At 68.8% G+C, this 20,335-nt stretch carries 20 protein-coding genes; 17 read left to right on the top strand and 3 right to left on the bottom strand.

Annotated features, from left to right (window positions below):
* Positions 1 to 12: 12 nt before the first annotated feature.
* From ASD77_RS17220 to ASD77_RS17295, 16 genes are all read left to right on the top strand, one after another.
* Positions 13 to 564 (top strand): hypothetical protein, encoded by a 552-nt coding sequence (locus ASD77_RS17220; RefSeq protein WP_055945127.1) that lies wholly within the window; start codon positions 13 to 15, stop codon positions 562 to 564.
* A complete protein-coding gene (locus tag ASD77_RS17225; RefSeq protein ID WP_055944870.1) occupies positions 557 to 2,242 on the top strand; it encodes an AMP-binding protein in 1,686 nt (561 codons plus the stop codon). The genes ASD77_RS17220 and ASD77_RS17225 overlap by 8 nt, the downstream gene beginning before the upstream one ends.
* On the top strand, positions 2,232 to 3,011 hold the full coding sequence (locus ASD77_RS17230; protein ID WP_055944874.1) for a glycosyltransferase family 2 protein: 780 nt from the start codon (positions 2,232 to 2,234) through the stop codon (positions 3,009 to 3,011). Before ASD77_RS17225 ends, ASD77_RS17230 begins: the two co-directional genes overlap by 11 nt.
* Complete coding sequence (locus tag ASD77_RS17235) at positions 3,008 to 3,952, top strand: acyltransferase (protein WP_055944877.1); 945 nt, start codon at positions 3,008 to 3,010, stop codon at positions 3,950 to 3,952. Before ASD77_RS17230 ends, ASD77_RS17235 begins: the two co-directional genes overlap by 4 nt.
* Positions 3,945 to 5,486, top strand: a complete 1,542-nt coding sequence (locus ASD77_RS17240) for an aromatic amino acid ammonia-lyase (RefSeq protein WP_055944879.1) — start codon at positions 3,945 to 3,947, stop codon at positions 5,484 to 5,486. The genes ASD77_RS17235 and ASD77_RS17240 overlap by 8 nt, the downstream gene beginning before the upstream one ends.
* Positions 5,476 to 5,907 carry a thioesterase family protein gene (locus tag ASD77_RS17245; RefSeq protein ID WP_055944882.1) on the top strand — a complete coding sequence of 144 codons (432 nt, stop codon included), beginning with the start codon at positions 5,476 to 5,478 and terminating at the stop codon, positions 5,905 to 5,907. The genes ASD77_RS17240 and ASD77_RS17245 overlap by 11 nt, the downstream gene beginning before the upstream one ends.
* Positions 5,904 to 6,530 carry an outer membrane lipoprotein carrier protein LolA gene (locus ASD77_RS17250; RefSeq protein ID WP_055944885.1) on the top strand — a complete coding sequence of 209 codons (627 nt, stop codon included), beginning with the start codon at positions 5,904 to 5,906 and terminating at the stop codon, positions 6,528 to 6,530. The genes ASD77_RS17245 and ASD77_RS17250 overlap by 4 nt, the downstream gene beginning before the upstream one ends.
* Positions 6,523 to 8,889 carry an MMPL family transporter gene (locus ASD77_RS17255; protein ID WP_055944886.1) on the top strand — a complete coding sequence of 789 codons (2,367 nt, stop codon included), beginning with the start codon at positions 6,523 to 6,525 and terminating at the stop codon, positions 8,887 to 8,889. The genes ASD77_RS17250 and ASD77_RS17255 overlap by 8 nt, the downstream gene beginning before the upstream one ends.
* Positions 8,886 to 10,118, top strand: coding sequence for an NAD(P)/FAD-dependent oxidoreductase (locus ASD77_RS17260; protein WP_055944889.1), 1,233 nt, complete (start codon positions 8,886 to 8,888; stop codon positions 10,116 to 10,118). Before ASD77_RS17255 ends, ASD77_RS17260 begins: the two co-directional genes overlap by 4 nt.
* Complete coding sequence (locus ASD77_RS17265; RefSeq protein ID WP_055944891.1) at positions 10,106 to 10,654, top strand: DUF3261 domain-containing protein; 549 nt, start codon at positions 10,106 to 10,108, stop codon at positions 10,652 to 10,654. Before ASD77_RS17260 ends, ASD77_RS17265 begins: the two co-directional genes overlap by 13 nt.
* Positions 10,651 to 11,841: a beta-ketoacyl-ACP synthase gene (locus ASD77_RS17270; RefSeq protein WP_055944894.1), complete on the top strand. Its 1,191-nt coding sequence runs from the start codon at positions 10,651 to 10,653 to the stop codon at positions 11,839 to 11,841. Before ASD77_RS17265 ends, ASD77_RS17270 begins: the two co-directional genes overlap by 4 nt.
* A complete protein-coding gene (locus tag ASD77_RS17275; RefSeq protein ID WP_055945130.1) occupies positions 11,841 to 12,296 on the top strand; it encodes a hotdog family protein in 456 nt (151 codons plus the stop codon). The genes ASD77_RS17270 and ASD77_RS17275 overlap by 1 nt, the downstream gene beginning before the upstream one ends.
* Positions 12,293 to 13,027, top strand: coding sequence for a 3-oxoacyl-ACP reductase FabG (gene fabG, locus ASD77_RS17280; protein WP_055944897.1), 735 nt, complete (start codon positions 12,293 to 12,295; stop codon positions 13,025 to 13,027). Before ASD77_RS17275 ends, fabG begins: the two co-directional genes overlap by 4 nt.
* Positions 13,024 to 14,259 carry a beta-ketoacyl-ACP synthase gene (locus ASD77_RS17285; protein ID WP_055944900.1) on the top strand — a complete coding sequence of 412 codons (1,236 nt, stop codon included), beginning with the start codon at positions 13,024 to 13,026 and terminating at the stop codon, positions 14,257 to 14,259. The genes fabG and ASD77_RS17285 overlap by 4 nt, the downstream gene beginning before the upstream one ends.
* Before the next feature lie 55 nt (positions 14,260 to 14,314).
* Positions 14,315 to 14,785, top strand: coding sequence for a hypothetical protein (locus ASD77_RS17290; RefSeq protein WP_156383710.1), 471 nt, complete (start codon positions 14,315 to 14,317; stop codon positions 14,783 to 14,785).
* A gap of 119 nt (positions 14,786 to 14,904) precedes the next feature.
* Positions 14,905 to 15,345: a hypothetical protein gene (locus ASD77_RS17295; RefSeq protein WP_055944906.1), complete on the top strand. Its 441-nt coding sequence runs from the start codon at positions 14,905 to 14,907 to the stop codon at positions 15,343 to 15,345.
* Between the two features lie 95 nt (positions 15,346 to 15,440).
* Here ASD77_RS17295 and ASD77_RS17300 read toward each other — a convergent pair whose 3' ends face one another.
* The 3 genes from ASD77_RS17300 to ASD77_RS17310 form a co-directional block, all read right to left on the bottom strand.
* A complete protein-coding gene (locus ASD77_RS17300) occupies positions 15,441 to 16,349 on the bottom strand; it encodes a copper resistance protein B (protein ID WP_082563401.1) in 909 nt (302 codons plus the stop codon).
* A complete protein-coding gene (locus ASD77_RS17305; RefSeq protein ID WP_055944912.1) occupies positions 16,346 to 18,148 on the bottom strand; it encodes a copper resistance system multicopper oxidase in 1,803 nt (600 codons plus the stop codon). Before ASD77_RS17305 ends, ASD77_RS17300 begins: the two co-directional genes overlap by 4 nt.
* Positions 18,149 to 18,265: 117 nt before the next feature.
* Positions 18,266 to 18,676 carry a CopL family metal-binding regulatory protein gene (locus ASD77_RS17310; RefSeq protein WP_055944915.1) on the bottom strand — a complete coding sequence of 137 codons (411 nt, stop codon included), beginning with the start codon at positions 18,674 to 18,676 and terminating at the stop codon, positions 18,266 to 18,268.
* Between the two features lie 168 nt (positions 18,677 to 18,844).
* On the opposite strand from ASD77_RS17310, the gene ASD77_RS17315 reads away from it, so the two are divergent.
* A complete protein-coding gene (locus tag ASD77_RS17315) occupies positions 18,845 to 19,834 on the top strand; it encodes a glucokinase (RefSeq protein WP_235578586.1) in 990 nt (329 codons plus the stop codon).
* The last annotated feature ends 501 nt before the right edge of the window (positions 19,835 to 20,335 follow it).

A 20,335-nucleotide genomic window follows, 5' to 3' on the forward strand; every position in this document is an offset into this window, starting at 1 on the left:
CGCCGCGTGCCCGTGTCCAGGATAGGCGCGGCCATCTTCGTGGCGTTGTCGTTGGCGTACCCGCTGGTGGTGTACTGGGCGATGGGTCGCTTCGAGCCGCGCTGGCTGGCGCTGCTGCTGCTCGCACTCGCCGTGCTGCGTGCCGTTGCCACCCGCCAGGCGGTCTGGCTGGTCGCGGCCGCCGGCGCCGCCCTGCTGGCGACACTGGCCACCGTCTTCAACGAAGCGCTGCCGCTGAAACTCTATCCGGCCCTGATCAACGCGGTGATGCTGGGGGTGTTCGCGACCAGCCTGGTGTTCCCGCCATCGGCGGTCGAGCGCATCGCGCGGCTCACCGAGCCCGATCTGCCGCCCGCCGGCGTGGCCTACACACGCCGGGTGACCCAGGTCTGGTGCGGCTTCTTCGTGCTCAACGGTGCGCTGGCGCTGGTCACCGCGCTGTGGATGTCCGACTGGGTCTGGGCGCTGTACAACGGCCTGATCGCCTACGGGCTGATCGGCCTGCTGTTCGGCGGCGAATGGCTGGTGCGGCAGCGCGTGAAAGCGGGGCATCGGCATGGCTGACTGGTGCGCGCTTGCCGACGTCGCCGTGCGCGCCTTGCCGGATCGCGCGTTCGTGTCCGCGGGCGCGGCCTCTGCGGACCATGCGGCATTCCATCACGAGGTGCTGCGCTGGCAGGCGGGTTTCCGCGCGCGCGCAGGCGACACCTGGGCGCTGCATTTCGACGACGCCGCGCGTTTCGCCGCCGCGCTGTATGGCGCATGGCACGCCGGCAAGACCGTGGTGCTGCCGGGTGACGCACTGGCCGGCACGCAGGCGCGCCTGCGGGCGCAGGTGGATGGCTTCGCCGGGGATTGGCAGCAGAGCGACCTGCCGTTGCCGGAGCAGGCGACGGGCGCCCACGCGCGGGCATTACCGCTCGACGTGGACGCCACGCGCCTGATCGTATTCACCTCGGGCAGCACCGGCGAACCCGTCGCGATCCAGAAGCGGCTGCGCCAGCTCGATGCCGAAGTGCACGCGCTGGAGAGCGCGCTGGGCGAGGGGCTGGAAGACGCGGCGGTGCACGGCACCGTGTCGCACCAGCACATCTACGGCCTGCTGTTCCGCGTGCTCTGGCCGCTGGCGGCCGGGCGCGCCATCGTGCCGCGGGCCTTCTTCCCGGAAGACCTGCTGGCCGCGATGGAGGGGCAGGATGCGGTGCTGGTCGCGAGCCCGGCGCACCTGAAACGCTTGCCTGCGCAATTGTCGTGGGCGTCGCTGCACGGGCGACTGCGCGCGGTGTTCTCCTCCGGCGGCGCACTGCCCGCGGACGCGGCACACGACACCGCCCGCCTGCTCGGCGTGCCGCCCACCGAGATCCTCGGCAGCAGTGAAACCGGCGGCATCGCCTGGCGCCGGTGGGACACCGAACAGCCTGCATGGACGCCGCTGCCCGGCGTGGACTGGCGCGTGCACGACGGCGTGCTGGAAGTGCAGTCGCCGCATCTGGCCGAGGCGGCGTGGTGGCGCAGCCAGGATCGCGCGGAGCCGGACGACCGGGGCGGGTTCCGCCTGCTGGGGCGTGCCGACCGCATCGTCAAGGTCGAGGAGCGGCGCGTCTCGCTGGAAGCGCTCGAACGCCAGATCCAGGCGCACCCGTCGGTGAAGGAGGCCCGGGTGCTGTTGCTGGGGGGCGCGCGCAGCGCACTGGCTGCCGTCGTCGCGATGGCCGACGGCGTGCCCGTGCCTGCCGATGCCGCTGCACGCCGCACGTTGTCGCAGGCGTTGTCGCGACATCTCGCCGGCACCCAAGATGCCGTGACGCGTCCCCGCCGCTGGCGCTTCGTGGCGTCGCTGCCGTCGAACGCGCAAGGCAAGGTGACCGAAACGGCGCTGACGGCGCTGTTCCGTCCGGAGCGTCCGGAAGCGCACTGGACCCTGCGCGAAGCCGATCGTGCGCAGGCCGAACTTCTGCTGGATGCGTCGCTGGCGGTGTTCGATGGCCACTTCGCCCAGGCCGCGGTCCTGCCGGGCGTCGCGCAACTCGACTGGGCGGTGCAACTGGCGCGGGAGGTCTTCGCCATGCCGCCGCGCTTCCTGCGGATGGAAGCATTGAAATTCCAGCGGGTGGCGCGACCGGGCGACCTGATCCGGCTGGAGATCGAATGGCGGGCCGACCGCAGCACGCTGGTGTTCCGCTACACCTCCGTGCACGGGCCGCATGCGAGCGGCCGGGTAGTGTTTGCCGATGACGAATAAGCCCATGCCGTCGCCCGCCGCGTTCCGTCCGCTCGTGGTGATCCCGGTGTTCGACCACGAACACGCCATCGCCACGATGGTGGCCGGCGTGGTGGCCGCCGGCGTGCCGTGCCTGCTGGTGGACGACGGCTCGGGCGAGGCCTGTGCGCGCGAGCTCGACCGGCTCGCGGCCTTGCATGCGCCGCAGGTGCGCCTGCTGCGTCTGCCGGTGAACCAGGGCAAGGGCGGTGCGGTGCTGGCCGGGTTCCGCGACGCCGACGCCCACGGTCATACCCACGTCCTGCAGATCGATGCCGATGGCCAGCATGATCCGGCCGACATCCCGCTTTTCCTCGCCGACGCCCAAGCGCATCCGGCCGCCGTCGTCTGCGGCGTGCCGCTGTACGACGACAGCGTGCCGAAGGGTCGGCTCTACGGTCGCTACCTGACCCATGTGTGGGTGTGGATCAACACGCTGTCGTTCGCCATCCGCGACTCGATGTGCGGCTTCCGGGTGTATCCGCTGCCGCCGGTGCTGCGGCTGATGGACGAGGAAACCATCGGGCGGCGCATGGACTTCGACGTGGAAGTGCTGGTGCGCCTGTTCTGGCGCGGCGTCAGCGTACGCAACCGGCCGACGCGCGTGACCTATCCGCTGGACGGCGTGTCGCACTTCGACGTCTGGCGCGACAATGTGCGGATCAGCCGCATGCACACGCGCCTGTTCTTCGGCATGCTGCGCCGGCTGCCACGGTTGCTGGCCCGCCGCGCACCGGAGGCCACGGCATGAGCGGTCGCAGCGAGCACTGGGCCGACATCGGCGAGTCCACCTCGGTGCGCGGTATCCTGCTGCTGTGCGCGGTGCATCGCTGGCTGGGGCGCTGGCCGTTCCGCCTCTGCGTGTACCCGGTGGTCCTGGTGCACTGGCTGCTCAACGGCACCGCGCGTCGCGCATCGTTGCAGTACCTGCGGCGCGCGCACGAGCATCTGGGTATGCCGGTACGGCGTCCCGGGATGTGGCAGAGCCTGCATCATTTCGCGATGTTCGCCGAGACCATGCTCGACAAGATCCTGGCGCTGGGCCAGCGCTATCCGGTCGACAAGGTGAGGATGGAGCGCCAGGGCGTGCTGGCAAGGGTGCGATCGGGGCAGGGCGGGCTGATCGTCACCGCCCACCTGGGCTGCCTGGAGTTGTGCCAGGTGATGGCCGAGCAGGTGCCCGGGCTGCGCCTGACCGCGCTGGTGCACACCGCGCACGCCGAACGCTTCAACCGGATGATGCGCCGGCTCGACGAGACCACGCGGGTCGAACTGCTGCAGGTCACCGACCTGGGGCCGGCCGACGCAGTGAAGCTGGCCGAACGCGTGGCGCGTGGCGAGTTCGTCGCCATCGCCGGCGACCGTGTCCCGCTGCGTGGCGGCCGCAGCGTCACCGCAACCTTCCTTGGTCGCGATGCGCCGTTCCCCATCGGCGCCTATGTGCTCGGTGCTGCGCTGCGCTGCCCCGTGTTCACGATGGCCTGCCTGCACGAAGGCGACGGCTACGCCGTGCAGTTCGACGCCTTCGCCGAGCGCATCGTGCTGCCGCGCGGCTCGCGCGATGCCGCCCTGGCCGGCTACGCTGCGCAGTTCTCGGCATGGATGGAACAGCAGGTCCGTCGCTCCCCGTACGACTGGTTCAACTTCTACCCCTTCTGGGATCAGGTAACGCATGACGCCCGCAATGAATGAATCCGTCGCGCCGGTTTTCGGCGACGCACCGCTGCGCATCGAGGACGTGGTGGCGCTGGCGCGACGGCAGGTGCCCGCGGTGCTGTCGACGGACCCGGCGTTCCGCGCGCGGATCGCGAAGGGCGCGGATTTTCTCAGCCGTCTGCTGGAAGAGGAGGGCGTCATCTACGGCGTCACCACCGGTTATGGCGATTCCTGCACGGTCAATATTCCGCCGGCCTTGGTCGCGGAGCTGCCGCACCATCTGTACACCTACCACGGCTGTGGCCTGGGCCGCTTCCTGGACCCGGCCGAGACGCGCGCGGTGCTCGCCGCGCGGCTGGCCTCGCTGGTGCGCGGCATGTCCGGCGTCAGCGTGCCCTTGCTCGAAGGGCTGGAGTCGCTGCTTCGCCACGACGTGCTGCCGCTGATTCCGGCGGAAGGATCGGTAGGGGCCAGCGGCGATCTGACGCCGTTGTCCTACGTGGCGGCGGTGCTCTGCGGCGAGCGCGAGGTGATGCACGACGGCCGCCAGCGTCCCGCCCGCGAGGCGCTGGCCGAGATCGGCATGACGCCGCTGACGCTGCGCCCGAAGGAAGGCCTGGCCATCATGAACGGTACCGCTGTCATGACGGCGCTTGCCTGCCTGGCGTTCCACCGTGCCGAATACCTGTCGCGGCTGGCCACCCGGCTGACCGCCTTCAACGTGCTGGCCAGCGACGGCAACGCGCATCACTTCGATGCCGTGCTGTTCGCGGCCAAGCCGCATCCCGGCCAGTTGCGCGTGGCCCAGCGGCTGCGCGAGGACCTGCACAGCGACCGGCCACCGCGCAACGAGCAGCGCCTGCAGGACCGCTATTCGCTGCGCTGCGCGCCGCACGTGATCGGCGTGCTGGAGGACGCGCTGCCGTTCCTGCGCCAGTTGATCGAGACCGAACTCAACAGCGCCAACGACAATCCGCTGATCGATCCCGAGCGCGAGCAGATCCTGCACGGCGGCCATTTCTACGGTGGCCATATCGCCTTCGCGATGGACTCGCTGAAGAACACGGTGGCCAACGTCGCCGACCTGCTGGACCGCCAGCTCGCGCTGATCGTCGATGCGCGCTACAACCACGGCCTGCCCGCCAACCTGTCCGGCGCCACCGGCCCGCGTGCGGCGATCAACCACGGCCTGAAGGCCCTGCAGATCAGCGTGTCGGCATGGACCGCCGAGGCGTTGAAGCTGACGATGCCCGCCTCGGTATTCTCGCGTTCCACCGAATGCCACAACCAGGACAAGGTCAGCATGGGCACGATCGCGGCCCGCGACTGCCTGCGCGTGATCGAGCTGACCGAGCAGGTGATCGCCGGCATGCTGATCGCCGCGCGCCAGGCACTGGCGCTGCGCGAGCGCGTCGGCCTGCAGTCCACTCTGGGTGAAGGCCCGGCGACGATGTACGCCGACCTGCAGGCACGCATTCCCCTGGTGGAGGAAGACCGTGCGCTGGACGGCGAGCTGCGCCAGTTGTTGGCCGATATCCGCGACGAGCGTTGGGATGTCTATGCCGGCTGACCTGCGCGACGATCTGGCAATCGAGATCCGGCTGAGCCCGGCGTTCCACGACTGCGACGCCATGCAGGTGGTGTGGCACGGGCACTACTTCAAGTACCTGGAAATCGCCCGCTGCGCCTTGCTGCAGCGGTTCGACTACGACTATCCGCAGATGCAGGCCTCCGGCTACCTGTGGCCGGTCGTCGACGCGCGCGTGAAGTACATCCGGCCGCTGCGTTACGCGCAGCCGCTGGTGGTGGCCGCACGCATCAGCGAGTGGGAGAACCGGCTGAAGCTGGACTACCTGATCCAGGATGCCGCCAGTGGCGAAGTGCTGACCCGGGCGCACACGATCCAGGTCGCGGTCGACGCCGCTTCAGGCGAGATGCGTTATCAGTGCCCGCCTGTCCTGTGGGAACGGCTGGGAGTCGAGGTGTCATGAAGATGATCCGTGGACGCGTGTTCGCGTTCGTGCTTGCCGTCGTGGCGGGTGGCGTCATGGCGCCGGCCATCGCCGCCGATCCGCTGGTCCAGGTGCGCGAACAGGTGGCGCAGGTGCCATTGCTGCGCGGCGATTTCACCCAGGAAAAGCAGGTCGCCGGCTTCAAGAATCCGCTGCGTTCCAACGGCCGCTTCGTGCTGGCGCGCGACAAGGGCGTGGTCTGGACCACGACGGCGCCGTTTCCGTCGGAACTCGTCATTACCCGGGACCGTATCCTCAGCCGCCAGCGCGACGGCAGCCGTCGCGTGGAAGTGGACGGCAAACAGCAACCCGGCCTGCGCAGCGTCAACGCAATGATGTTCGCGTTGATGAGCGGCGACATGAAGGCGTTGACGTCGACGTTCGAGGTGAAGGGCGAGCCGGCAGCGACCGGCTGGGCGATGACGCTGGTGCCGCGCTCGCGTCAGTTGGCGCAGGCGTTCACTTCGGTACGCCTGTCCGGCGACCGCTACGTGCGCCAAGTCGAGCTGCGCGAAGCCAACGGCGATCTCACCCGCTTGCGTTTCAGCGGCATGAGCGAGACGCCGGCCCTGTCGCGCGACGAGGCAGCCCGGTTTGAGTGAACCCGCACGTCCCCTTGCATCGGGCCGGCCGCTGCGTGGCTGGCGTTGGCTAGCGCTCGCCTGGGTGCTGGTGCTGGCCGCCGTGGCCTGGCATCACGTGCAGTTCTGGCAGGCGCCGCGCATCGACACCGACGTGCTGGCCCTGCTGCCGCAGGAAGCAGGCGATCCTGCGGTAGGCGAGGCGACCCGGCGCATCGCAGAGAACAGTGCGCGCGATGTCGTGGTCATGCTGGGCGCCTCCGATGCGGCTGCGGCGCTCAAGGCGCGTCAGGCGTTCGAGGCGGCGCTCGCTCGCCCGGCCGCGCAGGCCATGCTGGCGACCGCGGGATCGCCGGAGGACTGGTTCGCGCAGGCACGCGACAATCTGGCGCCGCACCGCGACCGGCTGCTGACGCCGGCGCAGCGCGACATGCTCGCGCAGACACCGGCGGAGGTGCTGGCCGAGTCGGCGCTGGCCGCGCTGTACGGGCCGATGGGCGCACCCCGGCTTACCGAATGGCGCAGCGATCCGTTGGGGCTGTGGTCGCAGTGGTGGCAGGCGCAGGCGACGGCCTCCGGCATGGCGCTGGATGGCGACGGTCTGCTGCAGGCCGAAGGCCGCCACTGGGCGGTATTGCAGTACACGCTGCGCACGTCGGCCTTCCGGCTGGATGGCGAGCGTCACCTGCAAGACGTGCTGGATGGCGCGACCGCCGCAGCCACGGCGGTGGCACCGGATCTGCGCGTACTGAAGGCCGGGGTGCCGCTGCATGCCGAATCGGCCGCCGTGCAGGCCAGCCGCGAGGTGAACACGATCGGCTGGGGCTCGCTGGCGGCCGTGCTGCTGCTGGTGTGGCTGGCGTTCCGGTCGCTGCGCCCGCTGTTGCTGGTGGCGCTGTCGCTGCTGGTCGGCTGCGCGGTGGCGCTGACGGTGACCGTGCTGGTGTTCGGCAAGATCCATCTGCTGACGCTGATCTTCGGCGCGAGCCTGGTCGGCGTGGCGGAGGACTACGGCATCCACTGGTTCTCGTCGCGCCAGGGCGTCGCCAATGAACATCGCTGGCCGCTGTTGCGCCATCTGCTGCCCAGCCTGTGGCTGGCGCTGCTGACCAGTGCGCTGGCCTACCTGGCGCTGGGACTGGCGCCATTCCCGGGCCTGCGGCAGATGGCGCTGTTCTCCGTGGTCGGTCTGGCGGCGGCGTTCCTGACCGTGATCTTCCTGTTCCCGTGGCTGGATGGGGGGCGGGTCCGCGAGACGGCCTTCTCGCGCTGGCTCGGCGGCACCCTGGCGCACTGGCCCAGGATCGCGGGACGTCGTGCCCTGATGATGTTCGTGCTCGCGGTGGCGCTGGTCGCCGTGCCGGGACTGATGCGCGTGGAGGGCAACGACGACCTGCGCGGCCTGCAGTCCTCGCCGCCGGAACTGATCGCGCAGCAGCGCGAGGCCGGCCGGCTGCTCGGCATGCCCAGCCCCGCGCAGTTCTTCCTGGTGCAGGGACGCGATGCAGAACAGGTATTGCAGCGCGAAGAACAGTTGGTCGCACGGCTGCGCCAGGCCGAGGCGAACGGGGCCGTCGGCGGTCACCGTGCGCTGAGCGACTGGCTGCCGTCGCAGCGCCGGCAGGACGAGGATGCGGCGCTGGCTGCGCGGGTCGAGCAGGACGTGCTGGCGCAGCTGTCGGCGGTGACGGGAGAAACGCTGGTGCGTGGCGAGCTGGCCAAGAGCTCCCTCGGCATCGAGGCCTTCCTGGCGTCGCCGGCCTCGCTGCCGGTGCGCCATCTGTGGCTGGGCAAGGTGGGGCAGGGCGTGGCCTCGGTGGTGATGGTCAACGACCGGTCGAAGCCGGAGGCGATGGCCACGTTCGCCGCGCAGGCGGACGGGCTGGACGGCGTACGCTGGGTCGACCGCACCGCCGACATTTCACGCCTGCTGACGCACTACCGCCACATGATGTCGTGGCTGCTGCTGGCGGGCGTGGCGGTGGTGTTCGTCGTGCTGGCATTGCGCTATCGCGGGCAGGCGTGGCGCGTCATCACCCCGACCGTGCTGGCCGGTGTGCTGACGGTGGCGCTGCTGGGCTGGCTGGGGCTGCCGTTGCAGCTGTTCAACGTGCTGGCGCTGATGCTGTTGCTGGGCATGGGCATCGACTACGGCATCTTTCTGGTCGAGCACCGTGGCGATGGCCGCGCCTGGCTTGCGGTCTGTGTCGGCGCCGCCAGTACCTGGCTGTCGTTCGGCCTGCTGGGTCTGTCGGCCACGCCGGCCTTGCGCGCGTTCGGCCTGACCCTGCTGTTCGGCATCGGCCTGGTCTGGCTGCTGTCGCCCCTGTTCCGGCCCGCGCCGGATGATTCCCCCTTGCACGGACATTCCCCCACATGAAGACGGAACGCACTGACATCCTGATCATCGGCGCGGGACCCGCCGGTTCCGTGGCGGCGGCGATGCTGCGGCAGCAGGGCCGCAAGGTGCTGATCGTCGAGCGCGAGCAGTTTCCGCGCTTCTCCATCGGCGAGAGCCTGCTGCCGCAGAGCATGGAGTACCTGCAGGCCGCCGGGCTGCTGCAGGACGTGGTGGAAGCCGGTTTCCAGTACAAGAACGGCGCGGCGTTCGTGCGCGGCGAACGCACCACCGAGTTCGATTTCCGCGACAAGTTCTCCGAAGGCTGGGGCACCACCTACCAGGTGCAGCGCGCCGACTTCGACCATGTGCTGGCGAAGGGCGCCGAGCGGATGGGCGCCGAGGTCCGTTACCGCCACGAGGTGCTGTCCGCCGAACCGGGCGAGACCCCGCGCGTGACCGTGCGTTCGCCGGAGGGCGAGGAGTACGTGATCGAAGCGGACTTCATGCTCGATGCCAGCGGCTTCGGCCGCCTGCTGCCGCGCCTGCTGAAACTGGAGTCGCCGTCGAACTTCCCGGTGCGCGGCGCCATCTTCACCCACGTGCGCGACCACATCCCGCACGACGCCGGCTTCGACCGCAACAAGATCCTCATCACCACGCATCCGGAACACGTGGACGTGTGGTACTGGACCATCCCGTTCTCCAACGGCTGCTGCTCGCTGGGCGTGGTGGCGGAACAGAGCTTCCTCGATCGCTATACCGGTACCGAACTGGAACGCCTGCAGGCCATCGTCGGCGAGGACCCCAACCTGACGCGCCTGCTGGCGAACGCGGAGTGGGCCGTGCTGCCGGTGCGCCAGATCACCGGTTACTCGGCCAACGTGTCGTCGCTGTGGGGACCGGGGTATGCGCTGCTCGGCAATGCCGGTGAATTCCTCGATCCGGTGTTCTCCTCCGGCGTGACCATCGCGTTCAAGTCCGCGCAGCTGGCCAGCGAATGCCTGCGTCGCCACTACGCCGGCGAGGCGGTGGACTGGGAGGCGGACTTCGCCATTCCGTTGCGCGGCGGCGTGCAGACGTTCCGCCGGTTCGTGGAGTCGTGGTACGCCGGCGGCTTCCAGAAGATCATCCTGCATCCCGATCCGCAGCCGGATATCCGTCGCATGATCTGCTCGATCCTCGCCGGCTACGCCTGGGACAGGAAGAATCCTTACGTCGCCGACACGCAGCGCCGCCTGCAGGTGCTGGAGCAGCTGTGCACCGGCTGATCGCGCTGCTGATGGCATGCCTGTGGGTGTCCGCGTGCGCCATGCCGCCGGTGAAGCCGGACGTCGTGCTGCCTTCGTTGCAGCTGGCGCCGGCAGCCCTCGGCCATGAGCTGTCCGCCCAGCAGCGCCTGGTGTTCCGCTTCGGCACGCAGGTGCGCGAACTGGATGCGCTGCTCGAAGTCGACGCCACCGTCGTGCGTCTGGCGGTGCAGGCGATGGGCCGTACCGGCGTGCGCCTGCAGTGGGACGGAAAGGACCTAGTCGAAGATCGCGCTGCCTGGTTGCCTGCCGCCGTGCGCGGCGAGCGCGTGCTCGACGACGTGCAGTTCAGCCTCTGGCCGGCCGATGCGATCCGATCCGCATTACCCGCCGGCTGGGAGCTGACCGAGCGCGGTACCTTCCGCGAGTTGCGCAGGAACGGGCAGGTCTGGTTGCAACGCGAACAGGTGGATGCGGGTACGCTGCGCATCCGCAACGACGTCGACGGTTACGAGCTGACGATCGAATCGGTGGCCGGCGGAGTGCAGGCCCCGTGAGCGGCGACGCCATCTTCCTCAACCACCTCGGCATCGTCTGCGCGCTCGGCGACGGGGCCGATGAGGTGCGCGCGGCGATGTTCCGCACCGATGCGCCGCAGGGCGTCGCGGCCAACGACCGCCTGTTGCCGGGGCAGACGCTGGCACTGGGCGCGGTATCGCGTCCACTGCCGACGCTCGACCATCACCCCGCCCCGTTGCACGGCCGCAACAATGCGCTGCTGCGTGCGGCGTACCTGCAGATCCATGGGCAGGTGCAGCAGGCGATCGAACGCCATGGACCGTCGCGTGTCGCGGTCGTCGTGGGCACCAGCACGTCCGGCATCGGCGAGGCCGAGCAGGCGATGACGCACTGGCACCGGCATGGGCAATGGCCGGACGGCTTCCACTACGTGCAGCAGGAGATCGGCGCACCGTCGCGTTTCCTGGCCGCCGAATCCGGTGCGCGTGGTCCGGCATGGACGATTTCCACGGCATGTTCCTCCAGCGCGAAGGCGATGGCGTCCGCCGCGCGCCTGCTGCGCACCGGGCTGGTCGATGCGGTCATCACCGGCGGCGCCGACTCACTGTGCGCCTTCACCGTGCGCGGGTTCATGGCGCTGGAGTCGGTCTCGGTGGAGCGCTGCAATCCGTTTTCCGCGCACCGGCATGGCATCAACATCGGCGAGGGCGCGGCGCTGTTCCTGATGACGCGCGCGCCGGGGCCGGTGCGACTGGCGGGGTGGGGCGAAACCGCCGACGCCCACCACATCTCCGCACCCGAGCCGCAGGGCATCGGCGCCATCGATGCCATCGGGCAGGCGCTGGCGCGGGCGAAGCTGTCGCCGTCGCAGATCGACTACGTCAACCTGCATGGCACCGCCACGCCGCAGAACGATGCGATGGAAAGCCGCGCGGTGACCGCGGCGCTCGGCAGCGACGTGCCGGCGAGCGCCACCAAGCCGTTGACCGGGCACACGCTGGGTGCGGCAGGCGCCATCGAAGCGGGCCTGTGCTGGCTGGCGATGACCGACAATCCCCGGCACCTGCTGCCGCCGCACTGGTGGGATGGCGCGGTGGATCCGGAACTGCCGCCGCTGTCCTTCGTCGCGCCGGGCGCCACCGCCCCGCGGCCGCTGCGGCATGTGCTGAGCCAGTCGTTCGCGTTCGGCGGCAGCAATGCCGTGCTGGTGTTCGGAGGAGAATGATGCGCGAGCTGTACGACATCCAGCGCGTGGTACCGCACCGCGGGACGATGCGGCTGGTCGACCGGCTGGTCGACTGGGACGAGGACACCGTGGCCGTCGAGCTGCGCGTGCCCGAAGAAGGACCTTTCAGCCACGCCGAGGGCGTGCCCGCCTGGGTCGGCGTGGAGTACATGGCGCAGACCATCGCCGCCTGGTCCGGTTGCCGTGCTCGGGCGGCCGGACGCGCACCATCGGTCGGCTTCCTGCTCGGGACGCGGCGCTACGAGAGCCGCGTCTCGTGGTTCCGTGCCGGCAGCGTGCTGCGGATCGAGGCGATCCGCGAGCTGCTGGGCGACAATGGGCTGGGCATGTTCCGCTGCCGCATCCTGGGGGATGGCGAGGAACTGGCGACCGCCAACGTGTCGGTGTACGAACCCGCCGACGCGATGGCCTATTTGGAGAGTACGCAGGAATGAGTGCAGAACAGACGGTCCTGGTCACCGGGGGGAGCCGGGGAATAGGGCGGGCCATCGCGCTGCGGCTGGCGCAGGACGGCTTCGACGTGGTCGTGCATTGCCGCAGCCGCGTGGACGAAGCCGAGACGGTCGCCGGACAGATCCGCGAGCTTGGCCGGCAGGCGCGCGTGCTGGCCTTCGATGTGGCCGACCGCGACGCCGCCGCGCAGGCGCTGGACGCCGACATCGGCGAGCACGGCACCTACCACGGCGTGGTCTGCAATGCCGGCATCGCCCGCGACACCGCCTTCCCGGCGATGACCGGCGAGGACTGGGACGCCGTGCTGCGCACCAACCTCGACGGCTTCTACAACATCCTCAATCCGCTGGTCATGCCGATGGTGCGCCGGCGCAAGCCCGGCCGCATCGTCACCCTGTCGTCGGTGTCCGGCCTGGTCGGCAACCGCGGGCAGGTCAACTACAGCGCGGCCAAGGCCGGCATCATCGGGGCGACCAAGGCGCTGGCACTGGAACTGGCCAGCCGCGGGATCACCGTCAACTGCGTGGCGCCGGGATTGATCGATACCGAAATGGTCAGTGGCGAGGTGGTCGACGAAGCGCTGAAGATGATCCCGATGAAGCGCGTCGGCCGGCCCGAGGAAGTCGCCGCCGTGGTGGCCTTCCTGATGTCGCCGCAGGCGTCGTACGTGACCCGTCAGGTGATTTCGGTCAACGGAGGACTGATCGGATGAGTCGCAACGATCGACGCGTGGTGGTGACCGGCGCCGGCACCATCAGTCCGCTCGGCCACGACTGGCCCAGCGTGCACCTGCGCCTGCGCGAGTGCCGCAATGCCGTGCGCCACATGGACGACTGGGCGAAATACGAGGGCCTGAACACCCGGCTGGCCGCGCCGGCGGAGGCGTTCGAGCTGCCGGCCCACTACAACCGCAAGACCACGCGCAGCATGGGGCGCGTGGCGCTGATGTCGGTGCGTGCGACCGAGCTCGCACTGGAGCAGGCGGGTCTGCTCGGCGATCCACTGCTGAAGAGCGGCAAGGTGGGCGTGTCCTACGGCTCGTCCGCGGGCAGCCATGAAGCGGTCGGCGATTTCGGGCGGATGCTCAACGAGCACACCACCGAAGGCATCAACGCCACCACCTACCTGAAGATGATGAGCCACACCGCGCCGGTGAACATCGGCGTGTTCTTCGGCCTGACCGGGCGCGTGTACACCACCTCGAGCGCTTGCACCTCGGGCAGCCAGGGCGTCGGTTGCGCGTACGAAGCCGTGCGCAGCGGCAAGCAGGTCGCGATGATCGCCGGTGGCGCCGAACAGCTGGATGCCACCGCCGCGGCGGTGTTCGACACCCTGTTCGCCACCAGCGTGCGCAACCACCAGCCCGAGCTGACGCCGCGCCCGTTCGATGCCAACCGCGACGGCCTGGTGCTGGGCGAAGGCGCGTGCACGCTGGTACTGGAAGACCTGGAACACGCCCAGGCGCGCGGCGCCACCATCCTGGCCGAGATCGTCGGCTACGGCACCAACAGCGACGGCCAGCACGTCACCCAACCCAGCGCCGACACCATGGCGCAGGCGATGCGACTGGCGCTGGAAGACGCGGGCCTGACGCCGGAGGCGATCGGCTACGTCAATGCGCATGGCACTGCCACCGACCATGGCGACATCGCCGAAACCGCGGCCACGGCGGCGGTGTTCGGCAACCGCATGCCGATCAGTTCGCTGAAGAGTTACGTCGGCCACACGCTGGGCGCCTGCGGTGCGTACGAGTCGTGGATCGCGCTGCAGATGATGCGCGAGGGCTGGTTCGCGCCCACGCTGAACCTGGAAGAGCGCGATCCGCGCTGCGCCGACCTCGACTACATCACCGGCGAGGGCCGCGAGCTGCAGACCGATTACGTGATGAACAACAATTTCGCGTTCGGCGGCATCAACACGTCGCTGATCTTCAGGCGCTGGTGAGCGGACGGGCAGGGGTGCCCGGCCACCGCCATCCACGACCACAGGGGGAAACATGATGAAGCGTTCCGTAGCGTTGCTGTTCGCGTTCGCACTGGCGGCGGCCAGCGTGCCCGCCATTGCGGGCAGGCAGGATCCGATGGTGGTGCCTGCCTACGAAAGGGTCGAAGCCACCAACGGCATCGCGCCCACCGCCAAGCGTGTCAGCGCGGCGATCATCTACGCCGGCAGGCTGCGTGGCTGGACGGTCGTGGAGAGCAAGCCCGGCCAGGTCACGCTGCGTTACGCGCCACGCGAGCACGAGGTGGTGGTCGCGGTGGATTACGACGCCGAGGGCTTCAAGATCTCGTATGTCTCCAGCAAGGAGATGGACTACGAGATCAAGCGCGGCGTCGCCGAGATCCATCGCAACTACAACCGCTGGATCCGCAACCTGGCCCACGATATCCACCAGTCGCCTGTGTTCCACCTGCCCGACATGACGGAAGCGGAGACGGCACCGGCCCCGGCGACTGCGCCTACGTCCTGAGCGGCTGCCGTTCCCGCATACGACAGCGTGGTGCAGTCGGCCTGCACATCGCACGAACAGCCGGCTTGGCACGCTGCGCCTTCCCGCGGCCACGCCGCCATCACCCAAGGAGCTGAACCTTGAAACGACGTCTGACCGTTGGCATGGCCTGCCTGCTGCTGACCGCGGTGCCGGCCTTCGCTGCCGACACGCGCCTCGAACTGCCGCTGCAGGAGTTGCTGGATTCGCCGGAGGCCAAGGCCGCCGGCATCGACGGCAGCGTCCGCTTCTACCTGGCCGGCCAGAAGACGCCCGCGGTGGTGTCGCGCTTCGGTGAGGACGTCACCAACAGGAAGACCAATGGCGTAGGCAAGTCCGACACCGAGTCCTGCCGTTGGGTGGCGTTGTCGGCGTTGAAGGCGCTGCAGCAGGGTGCGAAGGATCGCGGTGCGAATGCGGTCATCGACATCGTCAGCTACTTCAAGAAGAACGAGTTCCGCAGCGCCACCCACTACGAATGCCATGCCGGCGGCATCATGAGTGGTGTCGCGTTCAAGGCGACTTACGCCAAGGTCAAGTAAGTCCCCGAGACGTGCAGGGAAACGGCCACCGCGGGTGGCCGTTTCCTCTGCATCGCTGCGTCGCCGAAGGCGTGCAGCGGCGCAAGCCGCTTCCCTCAGAACCAGATCCGGACGCCCGCCACGACACGGGTGTCGCGCGTGTCTTCGCCGTCTGCGCGGCGGAGATCGGCGGTGTCGCCGAGCGCGCGTTCGTACACCACGCCCACATACGGTGCGAAGCGGCGGCTGATCTCGTAGCGCAGGCGCAGGCCTGCTTCGATCGCTGAAATGCCGCGTCCGATGCCGTAGTCCGGATCGTCCTTCGCCGCGATATCCACTTCCACCAGCGGCTGCAGGATCAGGCGGTTGGTGATGCGCAGCGTGTACTCGACCTCGACGTTGGCTGCCACCTGGCCATCCTCGCTGACATAGGCGGTCGCCGACACCTCGAAGCGGTACGGTGCCATGCCCTGCACGCCGAACGCGCCCCACGTGCGCGCGTCATCAGGCTTGAAGTCATGCCGGATGCCGGCCACCGCGTCCCACCACGGCGAGACGCTGCGCCCGTACAGCACTTCAAGGTCGGCGCTTTCGGTGTGGCCGCCCACACGTTCGCCCTCGCTGCGCAACCACAGACGGTCGGTGTCTGTGCCGAACCACGCGCTGCCTTCCCAGGCCTGGCCGGTGCCTTCATCGGCATCCCAGGCTTCCAGCCGGTTGAACGTCACCTTGTGGTTGAACGCCGGCGCATGCTGCATGGCGTGGTGGTCGATGACGGGAAATGCGGCGGCCAGATCATCGGCGGTGATGGCGGGGATCGGCTCGCGCGACGCCGCGGATGTCGGAGCCGGCTCCGACTGCGACATCGCCGCATGGTCGTGCTGCGCATGCGCATCCTGCTTTGGCGCATCGGTCGTGGCGTGGTGCGCATGGTCGTGATGCTGTGCCGAGGCGGGGAGGGCGAAACCCAGCACCATCGCGATCGCAGCCGTCATGCCGAGCGGGGTAGGGAAGTGAATCTTCATGCCTCGATCCTCACTTCCCGCATCATCCCGGCTTCCATGTGGTAGAGCAGATGGCAGTGGAAGGCCCACCGTCCCAACGCATCGGCGCGCACGCGGTAGCTGCGCCGCGTTCCCGGCGGCATGTCGATGGTGTGCTTGCGCAGATGGAAGCCGCCGTCGGCGTCCTCCAGGTCGCTCCACACGCCATGCAGGTGGATCGGGTGCTGCATCATCGTGTCGTTGACCAGCACGATGCGCATGCGCTCGCCGTACTTCAGCGTCAACGGTTCCGCGCTGGCGAACGGGATGCCATCGAACGACCAGGCGAACTTCTCCATGTGACCGGTCAGGTGCAGTTCGACCGTGCGGCCCGGCTCGCGGCCATCGGGATCATCGAACAGGCTGCGCATGGCGCCATAGGTCAGTACCTGGCGTCCGTTGTCGCGCAGGCCGATGCCGGGGTCGTCGAGTTTCGGTTCGCTGGCGGACGACTGCATGTCGACCAGCGGGCTGCCGGTTTCGCTGGCGGGATGGCTCGGTGCGTTCGAGGTCGCACCGTGCGCGCCGTGATCCATCGCGCCCATGTTGGCGCCACAGCCGCCTTCACCCATCATCGCGCCGCAGCCGCCCTCCATGCCCTTGTGCGCGCCGTGGCCACCCATGTCGTGGGCCATGTCGGCCATGGTCAGCAGCGGACGCGGATCGCGCGACGGGATCGGCGCTTCCAGTCCGTCGCGCACCGCCAGCGTGCCGCGTGCGTAGCCGGTGCGGCCCATGTCCTGGGCGAAAATCGTGAAGGCGTCCTGGCCTATCGGTTCGACGAGCACGTCGAAGGTCTCCGCCACCGCGATGCGGAACTCGTCCACGCTGACCGGATGGATGTACTGGCCGTCGGCGGCGACCACGGTCATCTTCAGGCCGGGAATGCGCACGTCGAAGTACGTCATCGCACTACCGTTGATGAAGCGCAGCAGCACCTTCTCGCCGGGTCTGAACAGACCGGTCCAGTTGCCCGCCGGCGCGGCCCCGTTCACCAGGTAGGTGTAGGTGTGCGCGTTGATGTCGGAGATGTCGGTCGGCGTCATGCGCATGCGTCCCCACATGCCGCGGTCGGCGATCGTCTCCGCCAGTCCGTCGCGACGCGCGTCGCGCACGAAGTCCACCAGCGTGCGCTGGTAGTAGTTGTCGTGCTCCGGCATCTTCTTCGTACGCCGGTACAGCGCGCCGGGGTCGAGGTCGGTCCAATCGGACAGCAGCACCACGTGTTCGCGGTCGTGGTGGAACGGCGCCGGTTCGCGCGGATCGATGATCAGCGCGCCGTACAGGCCGGCCTGTTCCTGGAACAACGAGTGGCTGTGGTACCAGTAGGTCCCGGACTGCTTCAGCTGGAAGCGGTACTGGAAGGTCTCGCCCGGCGCGATGCCGTTGAAACTCAGGCCGGGCACGCCGTCCATGTTCGACGGCAGCAGGATGCCGTGCCAATGGATCGAGGTCATGTCGCGCAGCCGGTTGCTGACCCGCACAGTGACCGTGTCGCCCTCGCGCCAGCGCAGCGTCGGCGCGGGCAGGCTGTTGTTGACGGTAATCGCCGGTCGCATTCGGCCGGTGATGTCGACCGGCATCGCGCCGATATTTAGGGCGAAATCGGTGCCGGTCACCAGCGCCGCGCCGCCGCGCCGCACGGGCGTACCGGCGGAAGCGGGCACGCGCGCCAGGCCGAGGCCCAACGCGACGCTGCCCGTCGCCAATCTGGTGACGAACTGGCGGCGCGTCGGCCGGAACGCGCCCAGGCGTCCGAGTGTGGATTCATCGTGTTTCATTCAAACCATCCTGTGCATCGTCGGCACGCCGGCCGCTGTCGCGGTGGCGTCCGTCGTGATCGTGGCGCCGATGTGCGACCTGCGCCACCGGCGTTGCGGAGAGCCGCAAATGCGGCGTCAGACAGCCGGGATGGGAGGTCGCAGACGGTGGGGCAGGCGCACGGAGGCGTGCGCGCCGGCGTGGTAGGTCGGGGCGTCCGCCGTGGGATAGCGCGGTGGGTCCAACGGCGCCAGCCAGGTCACCGCCGGCGCATGCTGGGCGCAGAAACCGTCGCAGTTGCCGGCCTTGCAGCAATCGGGCAGGCCGGCATCGTCGTCGTGTTGGGCGGACGGGGAGGCGTCTTCGCCCTCCCTGTCCATGCCGTCCATGTTCATGCCTTCATGGCAGGGCGGAACGCCGTCGTCGGCCTGGGCCGCTGCGGCCATGTCGCCCATCGCCATGCGCGTGGCCGCATGCGCGTACGCCGTGCCGTTGAGCAGCAGCGCAAGGCAGAGCAGGGCACGGAGCAGGGTGGCGAAGCGGAACATGCGCCCATGATACGCCAGCCTGCACACATACCCGGACGTAGCGATTGAGCAAGCGTGAGCTGGCGGTCCACGCTGCCCAGGTCCGCTGGGACACGATATCCTTGCCAGGCTTCTGAAGACCTCGGACAACACGGCAATCGCATGGCGGGCACGGTAATGATGAGCAAGATGCCCGCGGGCGTTTCCACCGATTCGTCCCGTCAGGGTCCGACCTACCGCCGCATCATCGTCGCGGACGTGGGCGGTACGTATGCGCGGCTGGGCTGGATCGACGCCGACGGCAGCAACGAAATCCACGACTACCGCCGCTATGCCTGCGCCGAGCACCCGGACCTCGCCTCGATCCTGCGCGACTACGCGGCCGGCACGCCGTGCCAGGGCGCGGTCGTGGCGATCGCCGGCGTACTGGAAGGCGACCGGCTGATCAATTCCAACCTGCCGTGGGCGGTGTCGGTGGAACAGACACGCGCCGGTGCGGGCCTGGCGTGGGTGCAGCTGATCAATGATTTCGAGGCCGTCGCCAATGCGGTGCCCACGCTGGCGCCGGACACCTTGTCGCCGCTCACGCCGTTGACGGCATCAGGCACGTCATCGCCGGCGCTGGTGATCGGCCCGGGCACCGGGCTGGGCGCGGCGGTGTGGATCGAGGGTCAGCCGCCACGCGTGCTGCCGACGGAAGTCGGCCAGGCATCACTGGCCGCCGGCAATGCGCTTGAGCTGGACATCGTGCGCCGGTTGTTGAAGGACCGTCCGTACCTGCACAACGAGCACGTGCTGTCCGGCCCGGGCCTGATGAATCTCTACCGGTGCCTGTGCGAGCTGCGCGATGCGACGCCGGTGCATGCGGATGCGGGCGCGCTGGTGGCCGCGGCCGCGTCGGATCCGCTGGCACGGGAGACGCTGGAGACGTTCTGCGGCTGGCTGGGCAGTGTCGTCGGTGATCTGGCCATCATCTTCGGCGCCCGGGTCGTGTACCTGGCCGGCGGCGTGACGGCGCACATCCCGGAGTTCCTGCATGACGGCCGCTTCCTGCAGCGCTACCTCAACAAGGGCGTGATGACCGAGCAGCTTGAACGGGTGCCGGTGTGGCGGGTGGAGCATGGTCAGCTGGGGCTGCTGGGGGCGGTGGCCTGGTATCGGCAGAACCGGAAGGAGTAAGGTCTTTCGGTAGGCCTGCTATTTCGCATAATGCCTAGTGGGCGCAGACTTTGCGGTCACGGATTAACTCCCAAGGGTTGGATTATTAACTCAGATATTTTCTCTAGGCAAATCTTTCCTGTGAGGCCAAAAAAAATGGTCAGCAGGATGATTATGTAAGGGGTCGGCGAGGGTGTTTGCGCGGGTCCAACCGCTGCAACAGGAGCGGCGCATCCATGCGCCATAGCCGCCGGGGAAGAGCCCCCGGCACCCCGGAGAGATCGCGGCAGCTGGTCGATGGTTTGCGCGCCGCCGGCCCTAGATGGCCGAGCCAGCCTCACGACAGCGCGCAGAAGGTGGCCGGCGCGGCTAGGCGAAATCACGGACTGACTCCTTTGGCAGAGGGTCCAGCCGAAGCCCACGACCACCACGCTTGGCTACCCGAGACAGCCAAGTGCGGACGCTCTCAATAGCGACATCCAGCTGGTGATCAACGGAAGCCGCGGCGAGGCGATCTTCGAG

The organism is Pseudoxanthomonas sp. Root65 (assembly GCF_001427635.1).
Lineage (GTDB): Bacteria > Pseudomonadota > Gammaproteobacteria > Xanthomonadales > Xanthomonadaceae > Pseudoxanthomonas_A.

Excerpts from the sequence above, each read along its gene's own strand:
- ASD77_RS17240 (WP_055944879.1), top strand. The coding sequence starts at position 3,945 with ATGAATGAATCCGTCGCGCCGGTTTTCGGCGACGCACCGCTGCGCATC.
- ASD77_RS17225 (WP_055944870.1), top strand. The coding sequence starts at position 557 with ATGGCTGACTGGTGCGCGCTTGCCGACGTCGCCGTGCGCGCCTTGCCG.
- ASD77_RS17245 (WP_055944882.1), top strand. The coding sequence starts at position 5,476 with ATGCCGGCTGACCTGCGCGACGATCTGGCAATCGAGATCCGGCTGAGC.
- ASD77_RS17235 (WP_055944877.1), top strand. The coding sequence starts at position 3,008 with ATGAGCGGTCGCAGCGAGCACTGGGCCGACATCGGCGAGTCCACCTCG.
- ASD77_RS17230 (WP_055944874.1), top strand. The coding sequence starts at position 2,232 with ATGACGAATAAGCCCATGCCGTCGCCCGCCGCGTTCCGTCCGCTCGTG.
- ASD77_RS17290 (WP_156383710.1), top strand. The coding sequence starts at position 14,315 with ATGAAGCGTTCCGTAGCGTTGCTGTTCGCGTTCGCACTGGCGGCGGCC.
- ASD77_RS17305 (WP_055944912.1), bottom strand. The coding sequence starts at position 18,148 with ATGAAACACGATGAATCCACACTCGGACGCCTGGGCGCGTTCCGGCCG.
- ASD77_RS17285 (WP_055944900.1), top strand. The coding sequence starts at position 13,024 with ATGAGTCGCAACGATCGACGCGTGGTGGTGACCGGCGCCGGCACCATC.
- ASD77_RS17315 (WP_235578586.1), top strand. The coding sequence starts at position 18,845 with ATGCCCGCGGGCGTTTCCACCGATTCGTCCCGTCAGGGTCCGACCTAC.
- ASD77_RS17250 (WP_055944885.1), top strand. The coding sequence starts at position 5,904 with ATGAAGATGATCCGTGGACGCGTGTTCGCGTTCGTGCTTGCCGTCGTG.
- ASD77_RS17300 (WP_082563401.1), bottom strand. The coding sequence starts at position 16,349 with ATGAAGATTCACTTCCCTACCCCGCTCGGCATGACGGCTGCGATCGCG.
- fabG (WP_055944897.1), top strand. The coding sequence starts at position 12,293 with ATGAGTGCAGAACAGACGGTCCTGGTCACCGGGGGGAGCCGGGGAATA.
- ASD77_RS17260 (WP_055944889.1), top strand. The coding sequence starts at position 8,886 with ATGAAGACGGAACGCACTGACATCCTGATCATCGGCGCGGGACCCGCC.
- ASD77_RS17310 (WP_055944915.1), bottom strand. The coding sequence starts at position 18,676 with ATGTTCCGCTTCGCCACCCTGCTCCGTGCCCTGCTCTGCCTTGCGCTG.
- ASD77_RS17275 (WP_055945130.1), top strand. The coding sequence starts at position 11,841 with ATGCGCGAGCTGTACGACATCCAGCGCGTGGTACCGCACCGCGGGACG.